Origin of the sequence: Xanthomonas sp. Leaf148, from assembly GCF_001423585.1 — a bacterium.
In the GTDB taxonomy this organism is placed as follows: domain Bacteria; phylum Pseudomonadota; class Gammaproteobacteria; order Xanthomonadales; family Xanthomonadaceae; genus Xanthomonas.
This window is the reverse complement of sequence record NZ_LMOP01000009.1, coordinates 283,075-308,002: the sequence shown is the minus strand read 5'-3', so window position 1 is coordinate 308,002 and position 24,928 is coordinate 283,075. Positions and strand designations below refer to the sequence as shown.

Sequence of the window (24,928 nt, the reverse complement as noted above, 5' to 3'; positions counted from 1 at the left end):
AACAACGCGGCCGCTGTTACCGATTCCCGATTTCCGATTCCCCATTCCCGGCGTCATAGCGTCTGCTCCAGCACGCGCCAGACCAGCTCTTCGAAATCGATGCCGAGCTGACGCGCGGCCTTGGGGACCAGCGAGTGGCTGGTCATGCCCGGAGCGGTGTTCACTTCGAGCAGATACAGCTGGCCGCTGCTGCGATCACGCATGACATCAACGCGGCCCCAGCCGCGTGCGCCGGCAGCGCGGAACGCGTTCAGTGCCAGCTGACCGATCTGCGCTTCGGCATCGCCTTCCAGACCCGGGCACAGGTACTGGGTGTCGTCGGCCACGTACTTGGCGTTGTAGTCGTACCACTGGCCCTTGGGCACGATGCGGATCGACGGCAGCGCGGTCTCGCCGAGCACGGCCACGGTGAGCTCGTCGCCTTCGATCAGTTGCTCCATCAACAGCGCGCCGTCGTAGCGTGCAGCGAGCAGCACCGCTTCTTCGAGCTGGGCCTGATCGAACACGCGGCTGATACCGACGCTGGAGCCTTCGTTTGCCGGCTTGACGATCACCGGCAAGCCGATCTGTCGTGCAGCGGCGTGGATCTGGTCTGCGCTGGCGCCGGCGGCCAGACGCGCGTAACGCGGCGTCGGCAGATCCAGCGACAACCACACCTGCTTGGTGCGGATCTTGTCCATGCTCAACGCCGAGCCGAGCACGTTGGAGCCGGTGTACGGGATGTCGAAGGCTTCCATCAAACCCTGCACGATGCCGTCTTCGCCGCCTCCATTGTGGCCGTGCAATACGTTGAACACGCGGTCGAAGCGCTGCGCGACCAGTGCTTGCGCCAGTGCAGGAATGCCGTCGACCGGCTGCGCATCGACACCGCGCGCGCGCAGCGCGTCCAGCACGTTGCTGCCGGAATTCAACGACACTTCGCGCTCGGACGAGGTACCGCCAAGCAGCACGGCGACGCGCCCGAACGCGGTGGGGTCGCTGGTTCGCGACGGTGCGGGACCGGGGACCGGGGACCCGGGACCCGTAACAGCAGAAGACGCCGGCTGCACGATCTGCTCTTCACCGGTCCCGGTTCCCGGGTCCCGGGTCCCGATAGAGGACGCGCTCATGCCTGCTCTCCGACAAAACCGTGATTGATGATGTGTTGCGCCACATAACCGATGTCGCCGGCACCCATCATCAACAGCAGATCGCCGTCCTGCAGCACGTCCGGCAACACTTCGGCCAGGCCGGCAATCTGCCCGACCACGACCGGCTCGCTACGGCCGCGCGCACGGATGGCACGCGCCAGGGCACGCGAGTCGGCACCGGGAATCGGCGCTTCGCCAGCCGGATAGACTTCGCTCAACACCAAGGCATCGACGGTGCTAAGCACGGCGGCGAATGCGTCGAACTGATCGCGGGTACGGCTGTAACGGTGCGGCTGGAATGCGACGACCAGGCGCTTGTCCGGCCAGCCACCGCGGGCGGCGGCGAACACCGCTTCCAGCTCGCGCGGGTGGTGGCCGTAATCGTCGACCACCCGCACGCGCGCACCGGTGCTGGTGGTGACTTCGCCCAGATCGTTGAAACGCCGGCCGATGCCCGCAAAATTTTCCAGCGCACGCGCAATGGTCTGCGGCTCCACGCCCAACTGCCAACCGATCGCGGCAGCGGCCAGTGCATTGAGCACGTTGTGACGGCCCGGCAAGGCCAGCGTCACCGGCGTGGTGGTGCCTTCGGGCAGACGCAGGGTGAAGCGCATGCGCGGGCCGTCCTGCACCACATCTTCGGCGCGTACGTCGGCGTTTTCGCTCATGCCGTAGCTCATCACGTGGCGCGGCGTTTTGCCGGCCAGTGCGGCCACTTCCGGGTCGTCGATGCACAGCAGGGCCAGGCCGTAGAACGGCAGGCGCTGCAGGAATTCTGCGAATGCCGCCTGGATGCGCGAGAAATCGTTGCCGTAGTTTTCCAGGTGATCCGAGTCGATGTTGGTGATCACCGCCATCAACGGATTCAGACGCAGGAAGCTGCCATCGCTCTCATCGGCTTCGGCCACCAGCCACTGGCCGCCACCGAGCTTGGCATTGGCGCCGGCCGCCAACAGTTGCCCGCCGATGACGAAGGTCGGGTCCAGGCCACCTTCGCTCAGCACGGCCGCGGCCAGGCTGGTGGTGGTGGTCTTGCCGTGCGTGCCGGCGACTGCGATGCCGCGACGGAAGCGCATCAATTCGGCCAGCATCGCCGCGCGCGGCATGATCGGAATGCGCTGGCTGCGCGCTTCCATCAGCTCGGGATTGTCTTCGCGGATGGCGCTGGACACCACCACGCAATCGGTACCGAGCACGTTGGCGGCCGAGTGGCCGCGCATCACGCGCGCACCGAGCTTGGCCAGGCGGCGGGTGGCCGCATTGTCGGCGTTGTCCGAGCCGGAGACTTCATAGCCCAGCGTCAGCATGACCTCGGCAATGCCGCTCATGCCGGTGCCGCCGATGCCGACGAAGTGCACGCGCGGAAATGCGCGGACCAGATCGCCACTGTCCTGCAGACGGCGGATCACTGGGCACCTCCTGAGGAAATGCGAATCGGGAATCGGGAATCGGGAATCGTGTGAAGCGAAGCACCAACGGCGACGGACGCCTGGTCGGTGCGCTTGTCTGCGTGCATTGAGGTGTATTCCTGCGGTTGATCTGAGCTCTTCCTATCCCCCAATCCCGACTCACCACTCCCGGCCTCTTGCAGAATGATGTCGGCAATGCGCTCGGCAGCGTCCGGTTTGGCCAGGGTGCGGGCGGCTTGCGCCATCGACAGGCGGCGCGCGGGGTCGGTGAGCAGGGTCTGCAAGACCTGCTGCAGGCGCACGGGCAAGGTGTCGTCCTGCTTGAGCAGCACGGCGGCGTCGGCGCCGACCAGGTATTCGGCATTGCGGGTCTGGTGATCGTCGACAGCGGCGGCAAAGGGCACTAGCACGCTGCCGACACCGGCGGCGCACAGCTCGGCCAGGGTAGAGGCGCCGGCGCGGCACACCACCAGATCGGCCCAGGCGTAGGCGGCGGCCATGTCGGCAATGAACGGTTCAACGCTCGCCTGTACCGCAGCCTGCGCGTAGGAAGCCTCGGCTTCGGCGCGCAGCTTTTCGCCACACTGATGCCGCACTTCGACATCCGGATGCCCGAGCGCGGCCAGTGCCGACGGCACGGCTTGATTCAATGCGCGTGCGCCCTGGCTGCCGCCGAGCACCAACACGCGTACGGGACCACCCCGCCCGACCAGGCGCGTGGACGGTGCAGGAAGCGCGGCGATTTCTGCGCGCACCGGGTTGCCCACTGCTTCTTCGCCAGCAAAGCTGCCGGGGAAACCGGTCAGTACGCGGCGCGCAAAACGCGACAACACCTTATTGGTCATGCCGGGCGCGCGATTTTGTTCGTGCACGAGCAATGGCACGCCGAGCAGACGTGCAGCCAAGCCACCGGGACCGGCCGCAAAGCCGCCGAAGCTGACCACCGCGCGCGGCTGTCGCTTGCGCAACACAAAGCCGGCAGCGCGTACTGCACGCATCACCCGCACCGGTGCGCCAAGCAACTTGATCACGCCCTTGCCGCGCAGGCCACTGATGGCCAGCGTGTCGATCTGGATATCGTGCTGCGGCACCAGCCGCGTTTCCATTGCGCCGTCGGCGCCCAGCCAGGTCACCGGCACGCCACGCGCACGCAGCACCTTGGCCACTGCCAGACCCGGGAAAATATGCCCGCCGGTGCCGCCAGCCAAAATCATGACAGGTCGACCGCCCGCAGATGGTTGTGCGGGCTGTTGCGAGGGATTCGCATAAACACTCATGCAATCCTCCCAAAGGTCGGTTCCACACGCGGCTGCATGCGGCTGGTGCCACGCAGGATGGCCGATGCCGGCGCCACCGAGGGTGCTGCAGCTGACGCCGCTGCAACGGGTGCAGGCGCTGCAGCGGCCTCGCGCTGCGGCTTGCGTCCCGCTGCATAGGCAGGCGGCACCGACTCGACCACCGGCTCGGCCGACTCGGCCGATGGCGCACCCGTACCCTGCGGCGACAACTTGCTGCGCAGGCGCTCGGCGCGATCCATTTCATAGGACACGCGCAGCAGCAGGCCCATCGCCACGCAGGTCATCAGCACCGACGAACCGCCGGAGGAAATCAACGGGAGGGTCAGGCCCTTGGTTGGCAAAATGCCCAGATTCACACCTACCGACACGAAGCTCTGCAGGCTGATCCACAGACCGATGCCGAAGGCGATGTAGCCGGAGAAATGGCGCTTCATTTCCACGCAGCGCATGCCCAGCCAGAACGCGCGGCCGACCAACAGTGCATATAGCGAGATCACACCGCAGACGCCGACAAAACCCAGCTCTTCGGCAATCACCGAAAAGATGAAGTCGGTATGCGCTTCGGGCAGATAGTTGAGCTTCTGCACCGAGGCACCCAGGCCTGCGCCGGTCCACTGGCCGCGGCCGACCGCCATCAACGCGTTCGACAACTGATAGCCGGAGCCCAGCTGATCGGCCCACGGATCCAGGAACGAGGTGATGCGACGCAAGCGGTACGGCTCCAGGATCGCGATGAAGGCGAACACCGGCAGGCCGAACACGATGGGCATCGACATGCGCGGCAGATTCACCCCGCCCAGCACCAGCATGCCGGCGGTGATCGCCAGCAGCAGCGTGGACGAGCCGAAGTCCGGCTGCATCAGCAGCAGACCGACCAATGCGATCGCCACGCCCAGCGGCTTGAGCATCGCGGGCCAGGTCGCGTTGACCTCATCGCGAAAGCGCACCAGGTAGCTGGACAGCCACACGATGTAGAGCACCTTGACCGCTTCCACGGTCTGGAATTTCGACACGCCCAGGTTGATCCAGCGCTTGGCACCGTTGACGCTGCTGCCCAGGCCGGGCACGAACACCACCATCAACAGACCGAAGCAGGCCAGCAGCAATACCTGGTTGTATTGCTCGATGGTCTTGAGCTCGGTGCGCATCGCCCAGAACGCCAGGCCCACGCCAATGCCCAGAAACAGCAGATGGCGGGTCAGGTAATAAAACGGGTTGTCGGACAACTCGATCGAACTGGACGCCACCATCACCACGCCCAGCGAGGCGAGCGTGGCTGCCGCGCCGAGCAGCCACGGGTCGTAGCGGCCGCCGATGGCGTCCAGTCGTGTGGCCTGGCGGGACATGTCGTTCATCAGCGCACCTTCAACGTGGCAAGGCCGATCAGCACCAGCACCACCGAAATAATCCAGAAGCGCACGATCACGCGCGGCTCCGGCCAGCCCTTGAGTTCGAAGTGGTGGTGGATCGGCGCCATGCGGAACACGCGCTTGCCGGTGAGCTTGAAGCTGGCGACCTGGATCATCACCGACAGCGTTTCGATGACGAACACGCCGCCCATGATCACCAGCACCATTTCCTGGCGCACGATCACCGCGATGGTGCCGAGCACCGCGCCCAGCGACAGCGCGCCGATGTCGCCCATGAACACCATGGCCGGGTAGGTGTTGAACCACAGAAAGCCCAGCCCTGCCCCGGCAATCGCCGAGCAGATGATGATCAGTTCGCCGGCACCCGGAATCAGCGGGATTTTCAGGTATTCGGCAAACACCACGTTACCCGAGGCATACGCAAATACGCCCAGCGCGCAGGCCACCAGCACGGTCGGCATGATCGCCAGACCATCCAGACCGTCGGTGAGGTTCACCGCGTTGGAGAAACCGACGATCCAGAAATAGGCAATCACCACGAAGCTCACGCCGGCCAGCGGCAACGCGATCGACTTGAACATCGGAATGTAGAAGGTGATCGCCGCCGGTACGTCGGCGGTGTAGAACAGGAACAGGCCGGCGGCCAGGCCGAAGATCGACTGCAGCAGATACTTCCAACGCGACTTCAGGCCGTTGGGATCGCGACGCACGATCTTGATCCAGTCGTCGTACCAGCCGATCGCACCGAAGCAGAGCATCACCGCCAGCACCAGCCACACATAACGGTTGCGCAAGTCGCCCCACAGCAGCACCGACAAGGTGACCGTGAGCAGGATCAGCGAGCCGCCCATGGTGGGCGTGCCGGCCTTGGAGAAATGCGTTTGCGGGCCGTCCTGGCGGATCGGCTGGCCGCCCTTGAACTGGGCCAGCTTGCGGATCACTGCAGGGCCCATCCACAACGACAGGAACAACGACGTCAACGCCGCCAAAATGCCGCGGAAGGTCAGATAGTTGAACAGCCCGAACAGGCTCTCCAGTTGCTGTAGCCAACGCGCCAGCTCAAGCAGCATGGGAGGCATCCTCCGACGGTGCGAGCAGCGCGGCGACGATGCGGTCCATGGCGCTGCCGCGGGAGCCTTTTACCAGCAGCGTGGGCGGAAGTTGCGCGGTGGTGGCGACAGCCTGCGCCGCCGCACCGGTGTGTTCGTGCATCAAAGAAGATTCCTGCGTTTGAGTCTGCGAACCGGCGACCTGCGCCAGATCCGCCTGCAATGCCGTCGCCAAGGCGGCATGTGTGGCAAACACGCGACCACCCTCGCCGAATGCCTGCGCGGCAGCGGCGCTGAGCTCGCCCAGCGCGTACAGACGCTGCAACTTGGCCGCGCGTGCGCGACGTCCGGCAGCGGCATGCAGTGCCGCGGCGTCGGCGCCGAGTTCGCGCATGTCGCCCAGCACCAGCCAGCCATCGCCCGGCGCGGCAGCCAGTGCATCGATGGCGGCATCCAACGAGCCAGGGTTGGCGTTGTAACTGTCGTCGATCAGCACCGCGCCACCGGGCAAACGATGGGCAATCTGCCGGCCAGCCACCGGGCGCGCCTGCGCCAGGCCAGCGGCGATGATCGGCAGCGCGATACCGGCGCCCAGTGCCAAGCCGGTCGCAGCCAATGCATTGAGCACGTTGTGGCGGCCCGGTAATGGCAGCGCAATCTGCGCCTCGCCCTGAGGGGTTACCAGCGTGAACTGCGCGCCGTCGGCCTGCAGTCGCAGTTGACGTGCGGTGATATCGGTGCTGGCCTGCAGGCCATAACGCAACACGCGACGGCCTTGCACGGGCTGCGCGTGCAGTTGCTGCTCGAACCAGGCGCCGAAGGCATCGTCGGCATTGATCACTGCCACGCCATCGGACGGCAGCGCGGCATAGATCGCGCCCTTGGTCTGTGCGACGCCGAGCAGGCTGCCCAGGCGCTCCAGGTGCGCCGGCGCGATGTTGTTGACCAGCGCAACATGCGGCCGCGCGATGTCGGTGAGGTAGGCGATATCGCCCGGCTTGCCGGCACCCATTTCATAGATGGCAACATCTGCATCGTCCGGCGCGGCGATCACTGCCAGCGGCAAGCCGATTTCGTTATTGCGATTGCCCGGCGTGGCATAGACCGTGGTGCCATCGACACGCCCTGCTTCGGTCAGGATCGACAGCAGCAGCGCCTTGACGCTGGTCTTGCCGTTGGACCCGGTCAACGCGATCACGCGGGTGGCGCGATCGCGCTGCATGCCGGCAGCAATCCGCGCCAGCGCCAGTTCGGTGTTTTGCACCAGCACCTGCGGCACGCTCAGCGTGGGCAACAAACGATCCACCAGCAACCCACTGGCGCCCTGCGCGAGCGCATCGGCAGCGAAATCGTGCCCATCGAACCGCTCGCCGCGCAGCGCCACATACAGGCTGCCGTTGGACAGCGTGCGCGTGTCGTTGCCGACCGCATCGATCATGGCATCGTCGCCGTGCAGCTCGCCGCCGGCCCAATGCGCAATCAACGACAGCGGGGTGAGCTTCATGCGCGCACTCCCAGCACGGTGCGCGGCAGCAAGGCCTGCGCCGCCACAACTGCATCGTCGAAGGCATGCTGCACGCCAGCCACTTCCTGGTACGGCTCGTGGCCCTTGCCGGCGATCAGCACGATGTCCGACGCGCTGGCCATGCTGATGGCCTGATGGATCGCAACGGCGCGGTCGCGCTGCACGATGGCTGCATCCGGGCGCGCAAAGCCGCGCACGATATCGGCAACGATGACATCGCCGTCTTCGCCGCGCGGGTTGTCGTCGGTGACGATCGCCACATCGGCATTGAGTTCGGCAATGGCGGCCATTTGCGGACGCTTGCCGGTGTCGCGTTCGCCACCGCAGCCGAACACGCAGATCAGCCGGTCCTGCGCATGCGAGCGCAGGCTGGCCAGTGCCTGTTCCAGCGCGTCGGGCGTGTGTGCGTAATCGACCACCACCAGCGGTGCGCCATGCGCGCCGCCGAGACGATTCATGCGGCCGTGGATCGGCTGCAACTGGCCCAGCACCTGGGCGATCTGCGCCGGCGCATGGTCCAGCGCGTGCAAGGCACCCGCGACCGCCAGCAGGTTGTCCACGTTGAAGCGACCCAGCAATGGCGAATGCACGGCGTGGACGCTGGCATCGATCCGCAGCGCGAAGCTGATGCCGTTGTGATCCAGCTGCAGTGCGTCGGCGCGCAGCGCGGCGCCAGCCTGTCCGCGCGAACTCACACCGATCGCGCGCAGCGCAGGATCGAGCGAGGCGAACAGCGTGCGGCCGAACGCGTCGTCCAGATTCACCACCGCAGCCTGCAAGCCGGCGCGCGTGAACAGCTTGGCCTTGGCCGCGCCGTACTGCGCCATATCGCCGTGATAATCGAGATGATCGCGAGTGAGATTGGTGAACACCGCCACGTCGAAATGCACCGCATCCACGCGGCCCTGATCGAGCGCGTGCGAGCTCACTTCCATCGCTGCGGCCTGCGCGCCTTCATCGCGCAGCTGTGCCAGCAACGCATGCGTGGGCAGCACCAGCGGCGTGGTGAAACCGGTCGGAACGGCGCTGCCATACAGGCCGACGCCCAGCGTCCCGAGCGTGCCAGTGGGCGTGCCGAGCAAGGTCAGCGCCTGCGCCAGCAGCTGCACGGTGGAGGTCTTGCCGTTGGTGCCGGTGACGCCCACCATCCGCAGCGTGCGCGACGGATGACCATGAAACTGGTCGGCCATGCTGCCAAGCCGCGCACGCAAGCCGGGCACGGCGATCGCATCGGCAGGCGCCGGCAGATCGGCAGGCGCGGGCGGCTCGAACAACACCGCTACCGCACCATTGGCGCGCGCCTGCTCGGCAAATCCCAGCCCATGCGCGCCGAAGCCGGCGATCGCCACGAACGCATCGCCTGCGCGCACTGCACGGCTATCCATCACCAGGCCGGACACCTGCACATCGCGCGCAAGCGTCAGGTCCGGCAGCAGCTGCGACAGCGGCATGGCGCGGCTCACTGACGGCTCTCCTGCAACGGCGCAGGCTGCGCAGGCGCAGGCGGCGGTGCGATCGCGGTCGGAATGCCGGCCGACACTTCATCCACCGGGTCCGGCACCAGCGCCGGATCCAGATCGGCGGGTTGCGGCTTGACGATCGGTTGGCCGGTCTTGCCGGCGGCCTGCGCGGCCAGCCACGACTGGATGTCATCCGGCGGCACGTCCATCAACCGCAGCGCACCTTCCATCACCTTATGGAACACCGGTGCCGACACCAGGCCGCCGTAATACACCTTGCCCTGCGGATCGTTGATGACGATGACGGTGGCAAAGCGCGGGCGCGTGGCCGGCACCAGACCGGCAAACAGCGCGTTGTAATGCCCGCGCTCGTAACCATTGGCGCCGTTCTTGCGCGCGGTACCGGTCTTGCCAGCCACGTGATAGCCCAGGATCGCCGCGCCCTTGGCGCCGCCCTGAGTCACCACCGTCTCCATCATGTCGATGACCTGTCGCGCCACCTCGGGGGTGATCACCTGACGGGTCTCGTTGTGCTGGCCACGCACGAAAGTCGGCGGCGTCAGCTTGCCGCCGTTGCCCAGCGTGGCGTACGCCTGCGCAATCTGCAGCGGCGTCACCGACAAGCCGTAGCCGTACGACATCGTGGTCTTGGACGGGCCGCTCCAGCGCGCCGGCTGCAGCACCACGCCGGCAGATTCGCCCGGAAAACCGCTATGCGGCGCGCTGCCGTAACCGAAGTTGCGGATCGACTGATAGAACGTCTGGTCCGGCACCTTGGCCGCGATCTTGGCCGCACCGATATTGGAGCTGCGGGTGATCACGCCGGTGACGTTGAGTACGCCGTTGTTGCGCGGCACATCGCGAATGGTGAAGCGCCCCACCGACATATAACCGGGGTTGGTATCGATGACGGTGTCCTTGGTCACCACGCCGGCGGTCAGCGCGGTGGCCACGGTCAACGGCTTCATCGTCGAGCCCGGCTCGACCAGATCGGTGACGGCGCGATTGCGTCGTGCCGACGGATTGATGCCGGTCACCGAGTTGGGGTTGTAGGTCGGCAGGTTGACCATCGCCAACACTTCGCCGGTGGCCACATCCATCACCACCATCGACCCGCCAGCGGCATTGTTTTCGACCAACGCGTTACGCAGCTCCTTGTAGGCCAGGAACTGGATGCGGCGGTCGATGCTCAGCGTCAGATCCTTGCCCGGTTGTGCCGGACGCACCAGATCCACGCTCTCCACGATGGCGCCGCGCGCATCGCGCACCACCTTCTTGGAGCCGGGCTTGCCGCGCAGCCATTCGTCGAAGGCCAGCTCCAGCCCTTCCTGGCCGCGGTCGTCGATATTGGTGAAGCCCAGCACGTGGGCCATCGCTTCGCCTTGCGGATAGAAGCGCCGGAACTCGCGCTGCGAAAACACGCCCGGAATCTTTAACTCAACGATCGCATGCGCCTTGTCCGGGTTGATCCGGCGCTGCAGGTACATGAATTCCTTGCCGGCCTTTTGCGCCAGCTTGGCGTTCAACTCGTCCAGCGGCTGGCCGAGCGCCTTGGCCAACTCGGGAATGCGGTCGGGGTTGCGCAGCAGTTCCTGCGGATTGACCCAGATCGATTCCACCGGCGTGGATACGGCCAACGGCTCGCCATTGCGGTCGGTGATCATGCCGCGCGAGGTGGCGATCGGCAGCTCACGCAGATAGCGCGCTTCGCCCTGGCGCTGATAGAAATCGCGGTTGACCAGCTGCACGAATGCAGCGCGCCCGATCAACGTTACCGAGCACAAACCCAGCGCGATGCCGACCAGGGTCAGCCGGCCGCGCAGGTTGAAGTTGCTACGGGGGCGGTTGCGGCCGGCTTTCATGGCGCACCTCCGTGTGCGCCACCCTGCGGGCGGCTGCGCCGTGCAAAACGGCTGTCCTGCCGTTTTGTCATGGGCGCACCTCCGTGTGCGCGGAGTGCCCGTGCAAAAAGGCTGTCGTGCCGCTTTGTCATGGGCGCAGCTGCGTGTGCGCCACTCTGCGGGCAGCTTGCCCGTGCAAAACGGCTATCGTGCCAAGTCGTCATGGGCGCACCACCACGATGTCGTTGGTCTCCGGGAACTTCATCCCGATGCGCGCACGCGCGACCTGATCGACACGGTTGCTTTCCGCCCAGGTGGCCTGCTCCAGCTGCAGCCGGCCGAATTCGATGTTCAATTCATCGCGCGCGTGTTCGAGCTTGGACAACTGCACGAACAGCTTGCGGTGCATGTGGCGCATGTACACCACCCCGATCGCCGAGGCGATGCTGCAGGCCAGCAGCACGATCAGCAGCAGGCGGCTCATTGGGCGTCTCCGTCCGGAGCCGCCGGGAATCGGGAATCGGGATTTGGGAATCGGGGAGCAGTAGCGCTGTCGCCGTTACCCATTCCCCATTCCCCATTCCCCATTCCCAGCTTCTCGGCCACCCGCAGTACTGCGCTGCGCGCACGCGGGTTGACGCTCAACTCGTCGAAGTCAGCCTTGACTGCGCCTGTCACCAGCTGCAGCGTCGGCACGAACGGCTGCGCTTCGGGTAGGCGGCGGTTGCTCGGCGGGGCCTTGGCGTAGCGGGCCATGAACTGCTTGACGATGCGGTCTTCCAGCGAGTGGAAGCTGATCACCGCCAACCGGCCGCCCGGCTTGAGCGCGCCCAGCGCGGCGTCCAGCCCGGCTTCCAGATCGGCCAGCTCGCGGTTGATGTGGATGCGGATGGCCTGAAAGCTGCGCGTGGCCGGATGTGTCTTACTGTCGCCGCGCGGCATCACCGAGGCGATCAGGTCGGCCAGCTGCGCGGTACGCAGCAGCGGCTGTTCGGCGCGGCGAGCCACGATGGCGCGTGCGATACGGCGGCTCTGGCGTTCTTCGCCATAGGTCCACAACACATCGGCGATCTCGCGGTCGCTGGCATGCGCCAGCCACTCGGCCGCGCTCTGTCCGGCGTCCGGATCCATGCGCATGTCCAGCGGGCCGTCCTTGCCGAAACTGAAACCGCGGCCGGCCACGTCCAGCTGCGGCGAGGACACGCCCAGGTCCAGCAGGATGCCGTCGACGGTCGCAGCGGCGACCACCTGACCGAGTCCGGCGAAGCTGCCGCGATGGATGGACACGCGCGCATCGCCGCCGAACGTCTGTTCGGCCACTGCGATCGCTTCAGGGTCCTTGTCCATCACCAGCAGTCGACCTCCCGGGCCAAGGTGTTCCAGCACGCCGCGTGCGTGTCCGCCACGCCCGAACGTGCCATCGAGATAGGTTCCGCCTTCGGTCACCTGCAGGCCATCCAGAACCTGCGTGTACAGCACCGGCACATGGGCCGCCGGCGGCTGCGACACCGGGTGACCGGGCTGCGCTTCACCGCGCATCCGGGCACCCCGGCTCACAACCTGAGATCGAGCAATTCATCGCCCAGATCCCCGTCAGACAATGTCTGCTGGATCAGTGCGCGATGTGCCTGCTCGCTCCAGAGTTCGAATTTGTCGCCCATGCCAAGCAGCACGGCTTTCTTCTCGATGCCGACCGCGTTGCGGTGGCTGGCCGGAATGCTCAGACGGCCATTGGCGTCCAGCTCCAGCACCGCGGAGGAACCCACCAGTTTTTGCTGCAGCGTGCGGACCACGCGCTGGGTGTTGGGCTTGGACATCACATCGTCGCGCACCCGCTCCCACTCCTTCTCCGCATACAGCCACAGGCAACCGGCTTCGAACGGGTTGTAGGTGAGCACCAGGCGGTTGCCGCTCACACGCGTGACCAGGTCGCGATACGCGGTAGGTACCGCCATGCGCCCCTTGTCGTCCACCGTGATGGCAGTCTCGCCCTGAAACACCGAATGCAACCTCGAATACCCGCTGGGGGATCATTGAACCACGAAAAACCACAAAACACCTGGTTTTCCCTCCGATGCCCACCTTAGCAGTGCGCCAAAGGTTGTCAACAGTTTTCAAGGTCGCAAATCGCCAGTCGCATCAATGAGTTGCAGCACTCTTTAGAGACTTGTTCAAAGCTTATCCACAAGTTGCTGTTTCGTCTCAGATTTTGAGATTGAACAAAAATTCAGGGGCGTGAAGGCTGTGTAAACACGACCCGCGTCTCACTTCACACTGCGCCAGCTGCACCGCATGGCTGCGCAAACGCGCCACACTTGGCGGCATGTGCTTAGTCGCTCTTGCCTGGAAAACCCACCCGCGTTGGCGCCTGCTGCTGGCAGGCAACCGCGATGAATTCCACGAACGCCCCACCGCACCGCTTGCGCGCTGGGCAGCGCCTGCCGACAACGTGCTAGCCGGGCGCGACCTGCGCTCGGGCGGAAGCTGGGTCGGACTGGGCAGCGACGGCCGAGTCGCCGTGGTCACCAACGTGCGCGACCTGATGGCCACCACGTCCGGACGCTCGCGCGGTCATCTGATTGCCGACTATCTATCCGGCAGTTCCGACGCTACTGCCTATGCCCAGGAACTGGCCGCGGACGGACACGCGTTCCCACCGTTCAACCTGCTGCTGTGCGACGCCGAGCGCTGCGAACACCTCAGCAATCACCCACCGCTGGCACGCACCCTGGCTCCCGGCATCCATGGGATGTCCAACGGCCCGCTGGACGCGCCCTGGCCCAAGACCGCTGCGCTAACTGGGGTCTTGCATGACTGGTGCGCCACACGCAGCGAGGACCTGCAACCGCTGTGGACCGCCCTGGGCAACGCCGCCGTCGCTCCCGACGATGCCCTGCCCCACACCGGCGTCGATCTACCCACCGAACGCTTGCTCTCGGCCGCCTTCATCGCCGGCCAGAGCTACGGCACCCGCGCCAGCAGCATCGTGGCGGTGGATCATGCAGGCAGCGGCTTCATCCACGAACGCCGCTTCGGCCCTGGTGGAACATTCCAGGGCGAAACACGGCTGGACATCTTCGGTACGCGTTGACACTGCGCAATCATGCGCATAGCGTGCGCATGAACGACAGGAGGCCGACCATGAGCCGTTACTACGACAGTTCCGCGCAAAAGAAACCGCTGAACCTGACCATCAACTCGGACCTGGCCGCACAGGCACGGGCGATGACCGGCAACCTGTCGGCAAAGGTCGAAGAACTGCTGGCCGACTACGTCACCAAAGAGCGCGATAGCCATAGCGCCAGAGCGATGGAGTTGCAGCGCGCTGCGAGCGAATGGAAGACCTTCACCGACACGCACGGCTCCTTCGCCGACGAGTTCTCCACTTTATGACCGACCAGTTCGATGTCTACGCAAACGTCGGACAGAACAAGAACATCCCCTACGTGGTCGTGGTCCAGTCGAAGATCTTCGACGCCTCCCCCCGCCGCGTCGTCGTGCCCCTGGTCATCAAGTCCAAGCACTCCCCAACCCCGTCCCGCTTCACCCCGGAACTCACCGTCGCCGGCCAACGCGTCATCTTGCAACCCCTGGAAATGACCTCGGTGCCGCTCGCAGTGCTCAACAACCCTGCCGGCTCCCTCAAGGACCAAGGCCAGACCATCATCGACGCCCTGGACGAGCTGTTCACCCGCTCATTCGGCTAGCCATCTCGCCAATACGGGCAAGCGAGCGCATCGCGCAAGCGCCTCGACCAACCACCCAACTGCAAGCCCCCTAGAGTCAAGGGCGCGCGGCGACAGCCGCGGGGTTCTGGCATGCCACGGAACGGGACCCGCGCGTTGTACCGCCGCAGGCGGTACGAAACCTGGGCGTCTGCTTGGGGCGAACGCCCAAAGAAGGCAGCGACACAGCCGCGGGGTTCTGGCATGCCCGGAGCGGGGCCCGCGTTTTGTACTGCCGCAGGCGGTACGAAGCGTGGGTGCCTTCTTGGGGCGAACGCCCAAAGAAGGCAGCGACACAGCCGCGAGGTTCTGGCATGCCCATCAAATCGCTGGACGCGCCATTCAACCACTCATTCGACTAATCATTCCGCAATTGGGGCAAGCGAGCGCATCGCGCAAGCGCCTCGACCAACCACCTAACTGCAAGCCCCCTTGAGTCAAGGGGGCGCGGCGATAGCCGCGGGGTTCTGGTATGCCACGGAGCGGGACCCGCGTTTTGTACCGCCGCAGGCGGTACGAAGCGTGGGCGCCTTTTTTGGGCCTACGCCCAAAAGAGGCGGCGGAGCCGGCCGATAAGCCGGGTTCTGTCGTGGACAGTCATTCGTCTAGGCGCTACGTCACCGCAGCGCTCAAGCAACCTACCCGGATCCAGCGCGGGCCACGCCAATGGATCCCTATTTGGTCTTGCTCCAGGTGGGGTTTGCCGTGCCGGTCCGTTACCGGACTCGCGGTGCGCTCTTACCGCACCATTTCACCCTTACCACGCGCCTCTTGCGAGACCGTTCGGCGGTATCTCTCTGTTGCACTTTCCGTCGGCTTGCGCCGCCCAGGCGTTACCTGGCACCTTGCCCTATGGAGCCCGGACTTTCCTCGGCACTCTTGCGAGTGACGCGACTGTCTGGCCGACTCCGCCGGGGCGCATTCTACGCTATCGCCACAAGCCAGAACGGCGCAGCGTTTCCAACCTGCCATCGACCGTAGGAGCGCACCCGGGCGCGACAGCCTTACCGAAAAAGCGTCATCGCCGATCACAGTGCGCTCGCGACGACCACCCTAGCCGCCATACAACGCCTTGCGCGGCGCACCGGTCAGCTCGGCGGCGAGCTTGGCGGCGGTGGACGGCGGCAGGTGCTCGGCGAGTTTGGCGTAGACGCGGCGGCCTTCGGCGAGTTGGCCTTCGGCGGCGTCGGCGGCGCCCTGCACCATCACCACGAACTCGCCCTTGCGCTGGTTGTCGTCGGCTTCGACCTTGGCCTGCAACTCGGCCAGGCTGCCGTCGAGCACGGTTTCGAACAGTTTGGTCAGCTCGCGGGCGATCACCGCCGGGCGGTCGTCGCCAAAGGCGAAGCGCAGGTCGGCCAGCGAGTCGACGATGCGGTGCGAGGATTCGTAAAACACCAGGGTGCGGGTCTCGCCGGCCAGGTGCGCCAGGCGCTCCCGGCGCGCAGCGCTCTTGGCCGGCAAAAACCCCTCGAAGCTGAAGCGGTCGCTGGGCAGACCGGCCACGCTGAGCGCGGCAATCGCCGCGCAGGCGCCCGGCACCGGGCTGACCTTGATGCCGGCGGCGCGGGCGGCGCGCACCAGCTTGAAGCCGGGGTCGCTGACCAGCGGGGTGCCGGCGTCGCTGACGATGGCCAGCGACTCGCCCTCGCGCAGGCGCGCCACGATGCGTTCGGACATGGCTTCTTCGTTGTGGTCGTGCAGGGCCAACAGCGGGCGGTCGATGCCGAAATGGCTGAGCAATTGGCGGGTGTGGCGAGTGTCTTCGGCGCAGATCGCGGCCACGCCACGCAACACCTCCTGCGCGCGCGGCGACAGGTCGGCCAGGTTACCGATCGGCGTGGCGACCACGTGCAGGGTTCCAGGGGACATCATCAGCGGTCTTCCGGGGGCAAAGGGTAGAATCGTAGCGGTTTTCAACGGACCGCCCTGGCGGCCCCTGTCCAATGGATCTGAAATGAACAAGCGTGTTGCAAGGATCTCCGCCCTGTCGTTGCTGGTCATGCTGGCGGCCGGTTGCGCCACCAGCAGCGTCACCCAGACTGCCTCGCCGACGCAGAGCGCGGCGCTGGCGTTGCTGGACCAGGGCAAGCCGCGCGAAGCCGCGCAGCAGCTGGAAGCCGAAGCCGCCGGTGCCAGCGGTGCGCAACGCAGCCGTCTGCTGGCCGCGGCCGCATTCGGCTGGCACGACGCTGGCGATGACGCCCGCGCACGTACGCTGCTGGCGCAGGTCAACGCGCGCCATCTGAGCGGCGAAGAGCGCGCACGCTTCGGGCTGCTCACCGGCGAGCTGGCGGTGATCGACAAGCAGGCCGAGCAGGCGCTGCAAGCGCTGGGCGACAGCCCGCAGGGGCTGACCCAGCCGCTGCAGACGCGCTGGCTGGTGGCACGCGCCGCCGCACTGGAAGCCACCGGCGACCTGTTTGCCGCCGCTGCCGACCGGGCACGCGCCGATGCCAGCCTGACCGGCACGCCGCGCAGCGACAACCAGCGCGCCATCGTGCGTCTGCTGGCGGCGCTGGACGATGCCACGCTCAAAGGCCGCACCGCCGCGCTACCGGCCGGCGACCCGCTATACAACTTTGCCGGCCGCGCGTTGATCAGCCGCGGCCTGGCGTTGCCGCGCGCATTCGATCGCGATGCGCAATGGGGCTTCGACACCAGCAAGCGTCCGCCGGCCGAGCGCGACGGTTACCGCCCGCCGGTCAAACTGGCAGTGCTGCTGCCGCTCACCGGCAATCTGGCCACCGCCGCCGCGCCGGTGCGTGATGGGCTGTTGGCTGGCTACTACGCCGAAACCCGCCGCCGCCCGGAGGTGCAGTTCTTCGACACCGCCGGCACCGCCGCCGGTGCCAATGCCGCCTACGACAAAGCCGTGGGCGCCGGTGTCGATTACGTGGTCGGCCCGCTGGGTCGCGACGAAGTCAGCGCGTTGTTCGCACGCGGCCAGCTCGCCGTGCCGGTGCTGGCGCTCAACCGCCCCACCGACAACAAGGCGCCGCCCGCTGGCAGCGCAGGCTTCTCGCTGGCACCGGAAGACGACGGCATCATGGCCGCCGAATACCTGCTCTCGCGCGAACGCCGCAACGTGCTGATCGTGGGCACCGGCGACGACAACGGCAAGCGCACCATCAAGGCCTTCCGCGACCGCTTCACCGAGCGCGGCGGCAAGGTCGCCGGCAGCATCAGCGTGGCCGATGCACCGGGCGACATCGGTGCGCAGCTGCGCAACTACGGCACTGCCGATGCGGTGTTCCTGGCAGTGCGCGGCAACACCGCGCGTGCGCTGGCGCCGCAGCTGGCCTTGAGCGGGTTTGCCGGCAAGTCGCGCGTAGGCACCTCGCAGCTGGTGGCCGGCACCGGCAAGGTCGAAGACGACCTGGCACTGGACGGCATCATCTACCCCAGCGAAACCTGGACTGCACTCGGCGTCTCCGGCCTGCCGGCGGCCAGCCAGGTCGCCAGCACCCTGCCCAGCGCACGCGGCCCGGCCGCACGTCTGTTCGCGTTCGGCTACGACGCCTGGAAGATCAGCGCATATCTGGAAAAGCTCGCCACCGGCACCGACGGCGGCCTGCGCGGCGCCACCGGCACCTTGCATCTGGACGGCTTCGGCAATGTGCTGCGCACGCCGGCATGGTCCACCTTCAACGGTGGCCGCCCGGTGCCGATCGCCGACGGCCGCTAAGTCATGCCGGCAGCGCGCCAGCAACGCGGTGCGGCAGTGGAAGTAGCCGCACGCGTGATGCTGGAGCAGGCCGGCTTGCGCCTGGTGGTGAGCAATGCCAACTACCGCGGCGGCGAACTGGATCTGGTGATGCGCGACGGACCGGCGCTGGTGTTTGTCGAAGTGCGTTACCGCCGTGACGCCCGCTTCGGCGGCGGCGCGGCTTCGGTGGATGTGCGCAAACGCCGCAAGCTGGTACTGGCGGCGCAGTTGTTTCTTGTCTCTCACCCTGCACTGGCAGCGCTGCCATGTCGCTTCGACGTAGTCGAAGCCAGCGGCGAACCGCCGGTGCTGCACTGGATCCGCGACGCCTTCCGCGCCGACGATTGCTGATGCTTCAGAAGCGCGACTAACGACGTTCGATGCCAACCATCATGACCCACGCCGCAGTGCCGCTGGCACTTTGGTATGCCAGTGAACGCGGACGCATTTCGCCGCGTTTGCTCGGTGCCGGCATCGTGGCGGCGATGCTGCCCGATGCGGATGTGCTGGCGTTTGCGTTGCACGTTCCGTATGCCGATGCGTTTGGTCACCGCGGTGCCAGCCATTCGTTATTGTTCGCCAGCGTCATCGCAGTGCTAGGCGCGGTGGCACATCGCAGCCTGCGTGCGGATGTCGTGCAGGCAGCGGTGTGGCTGTTTGTCTGCACCGCATCGCACCCGATTCTGGATGCGATGACCTCCGGCGGGCTCGGCGTGGCGTTGGCCTGGCCGTGGAGCGAAACGCGCTGGTTCGCGCCGTGGCGGCCGATTCGCGTCTCGCCGTTCGCCAACGGGTTTTTCAATGCGCGCGGCTTGAACACGCTGCTCTCCGAGCTGCGTTGGGTCTGGCTGCCGCTCACCGTCGCAGCGCTGGGATTCAGATGTATCCAGCGCGCGGCACCACAGGATCACCCGCAATGACCGATGTACTTCCCACCGCGCTAGCCGAGCTGTTGGCCGCGCAGCTTGGATCCGATGGCTGGTTGACTGCCGACGATGCGCGCCGCCGTTATGGCGAAGACGATTCGCGTCGCTGGGCATTGCCCGCTGCAGTGGCGCTGCCGCGCGATACCGACGACGTGGTGGCGATCGTGCAGGCATGCCGCGGGCATGGCGTGCCGATCGTGGCGCGCGGCGCGGGCACCGGCACCACCGGCGCGGCGGTCCCGTTTTCCGGAGGCGTGGTGATATCGATGGCGCGCATGAATCGCATCGTGGCATTGCGCCCGGAAGACCGCTGCGCCGTGGTGCAGCCGGGCGTGCTCAATGGCGATCTGCAGCAAGCCTTGCAGCCGCATGGTTTGTTCTGGCCGCCGGATCCGTCCAGCGCGGAAATCTGCAGCATCGGCGGAAATCTATCCACCAACGCCGGTGGTCCCCGCGCGGTGAAATACGGCGCCACCCGCGACAACGTGCTCGGTCTGGTGGCGGTGACCGGCACCGGCGATGTCATTCGCTGCGGCGGTGCGTACACCAAAAATTCCACCGGCTACGACCTCACCCATTTACTGGTTGGCAGCGAAGGCACACTGGCGATCATCGTCGAAGCGACCTTGAAGCTGACCCCGCGCGCAGTTGCGCAAGCCGGGCTGCGCGCGTTGTACCGCGATGCCGCCAGCGCTGCGGCCGCGGTGTCGCGGCTGATGGCGCAACCCACCACGCCGACCATGCTGGAATTCATGGATGCCAGTGCGATCGCGTTACTGCGCCGCAATGGCAGCGACGTGCCCGAGGCTGGCGCGATGTTGTTGATCGAAGCCGATGGCGATCACGACACGCTGCCTTACGCATTGCAGGCCTTGCACGATGCCGCCGATGGCGATGGCGTGCTCAGCCTGGACATCGCCGCCGATGGCAGCGCGCGCGACAAACTGTGGGCGGCACGCCGTGCGTTGTCGCCCGCATTGCGCACCATCAAGCCCGGCAAGATCAACGAAGACGTGGTGGTGCCGGTGTCGCGCATCCCGGAGCTGGTTGCAGGCGTGGAAGCGCTGGCGGCGGAATTCGCGCTGCCGATCGTCGCCTTCGGCCATGCCGGCAACGGCAACCTGCACGTCAACATCATGTACGACCCGGACGATGCCGATGAGAACGCGCGCGCGCATGCGGCATTACCGCGCGTCTTCGCACTGGTGCTGTCGCTGGAAGGCACGCTCTCCGGCGAGCACGGTATTGGCGTGGCCAAGCGCGATTTCATGACCCAGGCCTTCAGCGCACCCACGCTGGCAGCGATGCGCGCGATCAAGGCCGCGCTGGACCCGGATGGGATCTTGAATCCGGGCAAGGTACTGCCGCCGGCCTAGTGCGGGTATTGCTTCAACGCGTCACACCGATAAAGCGCAGCCCCACGCCCGGTTCGGTGACGATGTAATGCGGGTCGGCAGCGTCGTCGTGCAGTTTCTGACGTAGCTTGCCAACCAGGATGCGCAGGTAGTGGGTGTCCTCTTCGTGCGTAGGGCCCCACACTTCGCGCAGCAATTGCGGTTGCGTCACCACGCGGCCGGCATGTTTCAGCAGCAGCGCGAGCAAGGCGTATTCCTTGCGACTCAACGGGATGGCTTCGCCATTGAGGGTGACTTCGCGCAGGCCCAGATGGATGTGCAGGCGGCCATCGTCGAACACGCTTTCTTCCACCGTGTTGCCGGCACCGGCCTGACGCAACAGCGAGCGGATGCGCGCCATCAGTTCCTGCACGCCGAACGGTTTGGTGACGTAGTCGTTGGCGCCGGCATCCAGTGCGGCGACCTTTTCGGTTTCGCCGGCGCGCACGGTGAGCATGATCACCGGCACGTTGGACCACTGGCGGATCTCGCGCAGCACTTCATGGCCATCGCGGTCGGGCAGGCCGATATCCAGCACCACCAGTTCGGCACCCTGCCCGGCCAGCAGTGCAAGCCCCTCTTCGCCGGTGCCGGCCTGCAGCACGCGGTAGCCCTGCGCGCGCAGGCTGATATCGAGAAAACGACGGATTTGCGGCTCGTCGTCGACGATCAGCACGCGGGCGGGCGGGATGGCAGTGGTATCAGTCGGCATCGGGGCGAGGTGGCGCGGCAGGAACGAGCAGCGGCAGCGTAATGCGGATCGTGGTGCCGTGACCATGCGCGCCGGCCAACGCCTCGACGCTGCCACCGTGCGCGCCGATCATGCCCTGGCAGATGGTCAGCCCCAGGCCGGTGCCGTGACGGCCGCGGTCGCCGCGTTCGACGCTGTAAAACATGTCGAAGATGCGCGCGCGCTCGTCTTCGGGAATGCCCGGCCCCTGGTCGCCAATATCGATCTGCAAGGCGCCGCTACGCAGCTGCGCCTGCACGGTAACGGCCATGCCGGGTGGCGAAAACTTCGCTGCATTCTCCAGCACGTTGAAGATGGCCTGTTCCACCAGCGCCGGGTGCACCCAGATCGCCGGAAGGTCGGCGGCCAGGTCCAGTTGTAGGCGCACATCCGGTTGGTAGCGCTGCAGGCGGCGTGTGGCCGAGCCGATCAACTCGTCCACGCCGATCCAGTCGCGATTCAAGGTCAGCCCGGTGTGGCCGAGCTTGGTCATGTCGAGCAGGTTCTGGATATAGCGATCCAGCCGCTCGCCTTCGAGCTGGATGGTGTCGAGCAAGGCATGGCGATCCTGCGCATCCATTGCATCGCCATAACTGGCCAGGCTGCTGGCCGAGCCGATCATCGAGGCCAGCGGCGAGCGCAGGTCGTGCGAGACCGACGACAGCAATGCCGAGCGCAGGCGTTCGGTTTCGCCGCTCACGCGTGCGCCTTCCAGATCGGCGACCAGCCGCGTGCGCAGCGCGGCCTGGCCGATGTCGTCCACCATCGCTTCGGCCAGCCGACGTTGCTCCAGGCCAGGACGCTGCAAGGCCTGCCGGAAGCGCAGCGCCGCCACACCCAGGCTGCCGCGCTCGTGGCGTACCGGCAGGCACCACCATTGCGCACCGGCCAGCGTATCGGTGAAGCGGCCCGCAGGTTGCCCATGCCGCTGCGTCCACTCCGCCGCGCTGCGGTCGAGTGCGCCGAAGCTGGCCGGTGCATCGCTTTCGCGTTGCTCCAGGCGCAGCCAGACCTCGGCATCCAGTGCGGTGGTCAATGCACGGCGGCCGGCTTCCAACACCTGGCCGAGATCGGCGGCCGTGCTGAGCTGGCGGCCCAGCGCCTGCAGCGCGTTGGCATGCGCATTGGCCGCACGCAGCGCCAACACCTGGCTACGCAGCCGCGAGGCCAGGCGCCCGGCGACCAGTGCGGCAATCAGGAACAGACACACCGTCACCACGCCCTGACGCGCACTGATGTGCAAGGTGAAGCGCGGTTCGATGAAGAAGAAGTTGTAGGCGACAAAACTCAGCAATGCCGCGATCACCGCAGCGGCCATGCGGGTGCGCGACGCGACCAGCACCACAGCGACGATAAACACCATCGACAGATCGTCGATATCGGTCCAGCGCTGCAACAGCCACGCCACAGCCACCGCACCGGCGGCGGCGATGGCGGCGAAGGCCAGGTCGTAGCCTTGCAGCCAATGGCGTGGATTGCGCCAGCGCTGACGCGCGCGTGCACGCGCATCGGCGGAGCTGACGATGACCAGTTCGTAATGCGCGCCACGTTGCAGCAATTGCTGGGTCAAGGTGCGGTTGAACATGCGCGCCAATGGGCGCTCGCGGGTACGCCCGAGCACCAGGGTCGACACGCCGTTTTGCGATGCGAAATCCAGCAAGGCCTCGGCGACATTGGCGCCATGCAGCAACGCGGTGTCGCCACCCAGGCGACGCGTCAGTGCGAAGGCGCGGTCGATCTCCAACTGCCAGCCGGCATCGGCCACGGTGCGCGTTTGCACGGTCACCACCGTCCACGGTGCATCGCGGCGTTCGGACAATCGCCGCGCCACCCGCACCAGATACTCCGAGCTGCCACGCCCATCGATGGCCACCACCACACGGCGGCGCAGTGCGGCGGTACCGGGCAACCCACGCGCGGCCTGGGTATCGCGCAGATCGCTGTCGACGCGGTCGGCGGCGGTCTGCATCGCCAGTTCGCGCAGCGCGGTCAAATTGGATGGCGAAAAAAACGCCTGCAAGGCCTGCGTCGCCTGTTCGGGCAGATAGACCTTGCCCTGCTGCAGGCGCTCGATCAGTTCGCGTGGCGGCAGATCCACCAGCACGATGTCGCGCAGACGATCGAACACCGCGTCCGGCACCGTTTCGGACACGCGCACGCCAGTGATGCGCAGCACGATGTCGTTGAGGCTTTCCAGATGCTGGATGTTGACCGTGGTGTAGACATCGATGCCGGCATCGAGCAGTTCGACGATGTCCTGCCATCGCCGCTCGTGACGGCTGCCGGGCACGTTGCGATGGGCCAGCTCGTCGATCAGAGCCAGGCGCGGTTTGCGCGCCAGCAGCGCATCCAGATCGAGTTCTTCCAGCGTGCGGCCCTGGTAGCTCACGCGTGTGCGCGGCAGCAGCGGCAAACCGTCCAGCAACGCAGCGGTTTCGCTACGCCCGTGGGTCTCCACAATGCCGGCCACTACGTCCATACCCTGCCGCAAGCGCTCGCGCGCCCGCGACAGCATGGCGTAGGTCTTGCCCACGCCGGGTGCCGCGCCCAAAAACACCGTCAGGCGCCCGCCGTGTTCGCGTTGCAGTTCGCCGATCAGCGCGTCGGCTTGTTGGGTGCGGGCGTCAATCATCGGGAATGGGGAATCGGGAATCGGGAATCGGGAATCGGGAATCGGGAATCGCAAAGCCTACAGTGGCCTGATGCGCTTAGCGCTTTTGCTTCACCCCATTCTCTATTCCCGTTTCTCCATTCCCAGCCTGATCCAACGCAAGATTCAACGCCAGCACATTCACCCGTGGCTGGCCAAGCAGACCGAACTGTGGCGCTTCGGTGGCGCTTTGCAGCAGTGCGGCGACGCGTTGCTCTGGCCAGCCGCGTGCGGCGGCGACGCGGCGTACCTGCACCTGCGCGCCCGCCGGGCTCAGATGCGGGTCCAGGCCGCTGCCGGATTGGGTCAACAACTCGCTCGGAACCGCATCCGGTGCAATCCCGTCGCGTGCGGCGACCTCCGTGCGCGTGGCGGCGATACGTGCCTGCAGGTCAGGATTGGAGCGCGCCTGATTGCTACCGGCCGCCGCAGTGAGGTCGTACTTGGCGGCCGATGGACGCGGCTGGAAATAGCGCGCAGCAGTGAATGGCTGCGCGACCAAGGCCGAGCCGACCACGCGCGTGTCCTGGCGCAGCAACGAGCCGTGCGCCTGGGCCGGAAACAACGCGCCAGTGATGCCGGTGGCGATCAGCGAATACGCCAGGCCCAAGCCGAACAGGATGAACAGCGCGAGGATCACCGAGGCGCGTAATGCACCGTCGTCGCGCAACGGCAACGCAGTGGAATAATGATTGGCGGAAGACGTGGTCAT

The 24,928-nt window shown here is 66.3% G+C and carries 22 protein-coding genes and 1 other RNA gene; 7 read left to right on the top strand and 16 right to left on the bottom strand.

The window, feature by feature from the left end:
• Positions 1 to 53: 53 nt before the first annotated feature.
• The 11 genes from ASF90_RS13545 to mraZ all read right to left on the bottom strand — a co-directional run bounded on the left by ASF90_RS13545 (position 54) and on the right by mraZ (position 13,091).
• Complete coding sequence (locus tag ASF90_RS13545; RefSeq protein WP_236699270.1) at positions 54 to 1,109, bottom strand: D-alanine--D-alanine ligase; 1,056 nt, start codon at positions 1,107 to 1,109, stop codon at positions 54 to 56.
• The gene (murC, locus tag ASF90_RS13540) at positions 1,106 to 2,539 is read right to left on the bottom strand and encodes a UDP-N-acetylmuramate--L-alanine ligase (RefSeq protein ID WP_055850935.1); all 1,434 of its coding nucleotides are present in this window, start codon (positions 2,537 to 2,539) and stop codon (positions 1,106 to 1,108) included. The genes ASF90_RS13545 and murC overlap by 4 nt, the downstream gene beginning before the upstream one ends.
• Positions 2,536 to 3,816 carry an undecaprenyldiphospho-muramoylpentapeptide beta-N-acetylglucosaminyltransferase gene (murG, locus tag ASF90_RS13535; protein WP_055850932.1) on the bottom strand — a complete coding sequence of 427 codons (1,281 nt, stop codon included), beginning with the start codon at positions 3,814 to 3,816 and terminating at the stop codon, positions 2,536 to 2,538. Before murG ends, murC begins: the two co-directional genes overlap by 4 nt.
• On the bottom strand, positions 3,813 to 5,192 hold the full coding sequence (ftsW, locus tag ASF90_RS13530; protein WP_055850929.1) for a putative lipid II flippase FtsW: 1,380 nt from the start codon (positions 5,190 to 5,192) through the stop codon (positions 3,813 to 3,815). Before ftsW ends, murG begins: the two co-directional genes overlap by 4 nt.
• Positions 5,192 to 6,277 carry a phospho-N-acetylmuramoyl-pentapeptide-transferase gene (gene mraY / locus ASF90_RS13525; protein WP_055850927.1) on the bottom strand — a complete coding sequence of 362 codons (1,086 nt, stop codon included), beginning with the start codon at positions 6,275 to 6,277 and terminating at the stop codon, positions 5,192 to 5,194. The genes ftsW and mraY overlap by 1 nt, the downstream gene beginning before the upstream one ends.
• Positions 6,267 to 7,760, bottom strand: a complete 1,494-nt coding sequence (murF, locus tag ASF90_RS13520; RefSeq protein WP_055850924.1) for a UDP-N-acetylmuramoyl-tripeptide--D-alanyl-D-alanine ligase — start codon at positions 7,758 to 7,760, stop codon at positions 6,267 to 6,269. Before murF ends, mraY begins: the two co-directional genes overlap by 11 nt.
• Complete coding sequence (locus ASF90_RS13515; RefSeq protein WP_082473557.1) at positions 7,757 to 9,232, bottom strand: UDP-N-acetylmuramoyl-L-alanyl-D-glutamate--2,6-diaminopimelate ligase; 1,476 nt, start codon at positions 9,230 to 9,232, stop codon at positions 7,757 to 7,759. Before ASF90_RS13515 ends, murF begins: the two co-directional genes overlap by 4 nt.
• 8 nt (positions 9,233 to 9,240) lie before the next feature.
• Positions 9,241 to 11,103 carry a penicillin-binding protein 2 gene (locus tag ASF90_RS13510; protein ID WP_055850920.1) on the bottom strand — a complete coding sequence of 621 codons (1,863 nt, stop codon included), beginning with the start codon at positions 11,101 to 11,103 and terminating at the stop codon, positions 9,241 to 9,243.
• A 199-nt stretch (positions 11,104 to 11,302) separates the two neighbouring features.
• Complete coding sequence (gene ftsL / locus ASF90_RS13505; RefSeq protein ID WP_055850917.1) at positions 11,303 to 11,566, bottom strand: cell division protein FtsL; 264 nt, start codon at positions 11,564 to 11,566, stop codon at positions 11,303 to 11,305.
• Positions 11,563 to 12,621: a 16S rRNA (cytosine(1402)-N(4))-methyltransferase RsmH gene (gene rsmH / locus ASF90_RS13500; protein WP_055850914.1), complete on the bottom strand. Its 1,059-nt coding sequence runs from the start codon at positions 12,619 to 12,621 to the stop codon at positions 11,563 to 11,565. Before rsmH ends, ftsL begins: the two co-directional genes overlap by 4 nt.
• A gap of 14 nt (positions 12,622 to 12,635) precedes the next feature.
• On the bottom strand, positions 12,636 to 13,091 hold the full coding sequence (gene mraZ / locus ASF90_RS13495; protein WP_010367651.1) for a division/cell wall cluster transcriptional repressor MraZ: 456 nt from the start codon (positions 13,089 to 13,091) through the stop codon (positions 12,636 to 12,638).
• 314 nt (positions 13,092 to 13,405) lie between these two features.
• On the opposite strand from mraZ, the gene ASF90_RS13490 reads away from it, so the two are divergent.
• Genes ASF90_RS13490 through ASF90_RS13480 form a run of 3 tightly spaced genes read left to right on the top strand, consistent with a single transcriptional unit; the run spans position 13,406 to position 14,789 of the window.
• Positions 13,406 to 14,173 (top strand): NRDE family protein, encoded by a 768-nt coding sequence (locus ASF90_RS13490; protein ID WP_055850911.1) that lies wholly within the window; start codon positions 13,406 to 13,408, stop codon positions 14,171 to 14,173.
• Positions 14,174 to 14,223: 50 nt separating this feature from the next.
• Positions 14,224 to 14,475 (top strand): type II toxin-antitoxin system CcdA family antitoxin, encoded by a 252-nt coding sequence (locus ASF90_RS13485; RefSeq protein ID WP_055850909.1) that lies wholly within the window; start codon positions 14,224 to 14,226, stop codon positions 14,473 to 14,475.
• Entirely contained in the window at positions 14,472 to 14,789 is a 318-nt protein-coding gene (locus tag ASF90_RS13480) for a CcdB family protein (RefSeq protein WP_055850906.1), read from the top strand. Before ASF90_RS13485 ends, ASF90_RS13480 begins: the two co-directional genes overlap by 4 nt.
• Positions 14,790 to 15,364: 575 nt before the next feature.
• Here the strand turns inward: ASF90_RS13480 and rnpB are convergent.
• Both rnpB and rsmI read right to left on the bottom strand, forming a co-directional pair.
• Positions 15,365 to 15,717, bottom strand: an RNA gene (gene rnpB, locus ASF90_RS14355) — RNase P RNA component class A.
• 143 nt (positions 15,718 to 15,860) lie between these two features.
• Positions 15,861 to 16,682, bottom strand: a complete 822-nt coding sequence (gene rsmI / locus ASF90_RS13475; RefSeq protein WP_055850904.1) for a 16S rRNA (cytidine(1402)-2'-O)-methyltransferase — start codon at positions 16,680 to 16,682, stop codon at positions 15,861 to 15,863.
• An 82-nt stretch (positions 16,683 to 16,764) separates the two neighbouring features.
• On the opposite strand from rsmI, the gene ASF90_RS13470 reads away from it, so the two are divergent.
• Genes ASF90_RS13470 through ASF90_RS13455 form a run of 4 tightly spaced genes read left to right on the top strand, consistent with a single transcriptional unit; the run spans position 16,765 to position 20,818 of the window.
• A complete protein-coding gene (locus ASF90_RS13470; RefSeq protein ID WP_055850901.1) occupies positions 16,765 to 18,495 on the top strand; it encodes a penicillin-binding protein activator in 1,731 nt (576 codons plus the stop codon).
• Positions 18,496 to 18,498: 3 nt separating this feature from the next.
• A complete protein-coding gene (locus ASF90_RS13465; protein WP_055850899.1) occupies positions 18,499 to 18,867 on the top strand; it encodes a YraN family protein in 369 nt (122 codons plus the stop codon).
• 29 nt (positions 18,868 to 18,896) lie between these two features.
• Positions 18,897 to 19,436 carry a metal-dependent hydrolase gene (locus ASF90_RS13460; RefSeq protein WP_055850897.1) on the top strand — a complete coding sequence of 180 codons (540 nt, stop codon included), beginning with the start codon at positions 18,897 to 18,899 and terminating at the stop codon, positions 19,434 to 19,436.
• A complete protein-coding gene (locus ASF90_RS13455; RefSeq protein WP_055850894.1) occupies positions 19,433 to 20,818 on the top strand; it encodes an FAD-linked oxidase C-terminal domain-containing protein in 1,386 nt (461 codons plus the stop codon). The genes ASF90_RS13460 and ASF90_RS13455 overlap by 4 nt, the downstream gene beginning before the upstream one ends.
• 13 nt (positions 20,819 to 20,831) lie before the next feature.
• Here ASF90_RS13455 and ASF90_RS13450 read toward each other — a convergent pair whose 3' ends face one another.
• From ASF90_RS13450 to kdpC, 3 genes are all read right to left on the bottom strand, one after another.
• Positions 20,832 to 21,548, bottom strand: coding sequence for a response regulator transcription factor (locus tag ASF90_RS13450; RefSeq protein WP_055850891.1), 717 nt, complete (start codon positions 21,546 to 21,548; stop codon positions 20,832 to 20,834).
• The gene (locus ASF90_RS13445) at positions 21,538 to 24,198 is read right to left on the bottom strand and encodes a sensor histidine kinase KdpD (RefSeq protein WP_055850889.1); all 2,661 of its coding nucleotides are present in this window, start codon (positions 24,196 to 24,198) and stop codon (positions 21,538 to 21,540) included. Before ASF90_RS13445 ends, ASF90_RS13450 begins: the two co-directional genes overlap by 11 nt.
• Positions 24,199 to 24,274: 76 nt before the next feature.
• Positions 24,275 to 24,928, bottom strand: coding sequence for a potassium-transporting ATPase subunit KdpC (gene kdpC / locus ASF90_RS13440; protein WP_055850886.1), 654 nt, complete (start codon positions 24,926 to 24,928; stop codon positions 24,275 to 24,277).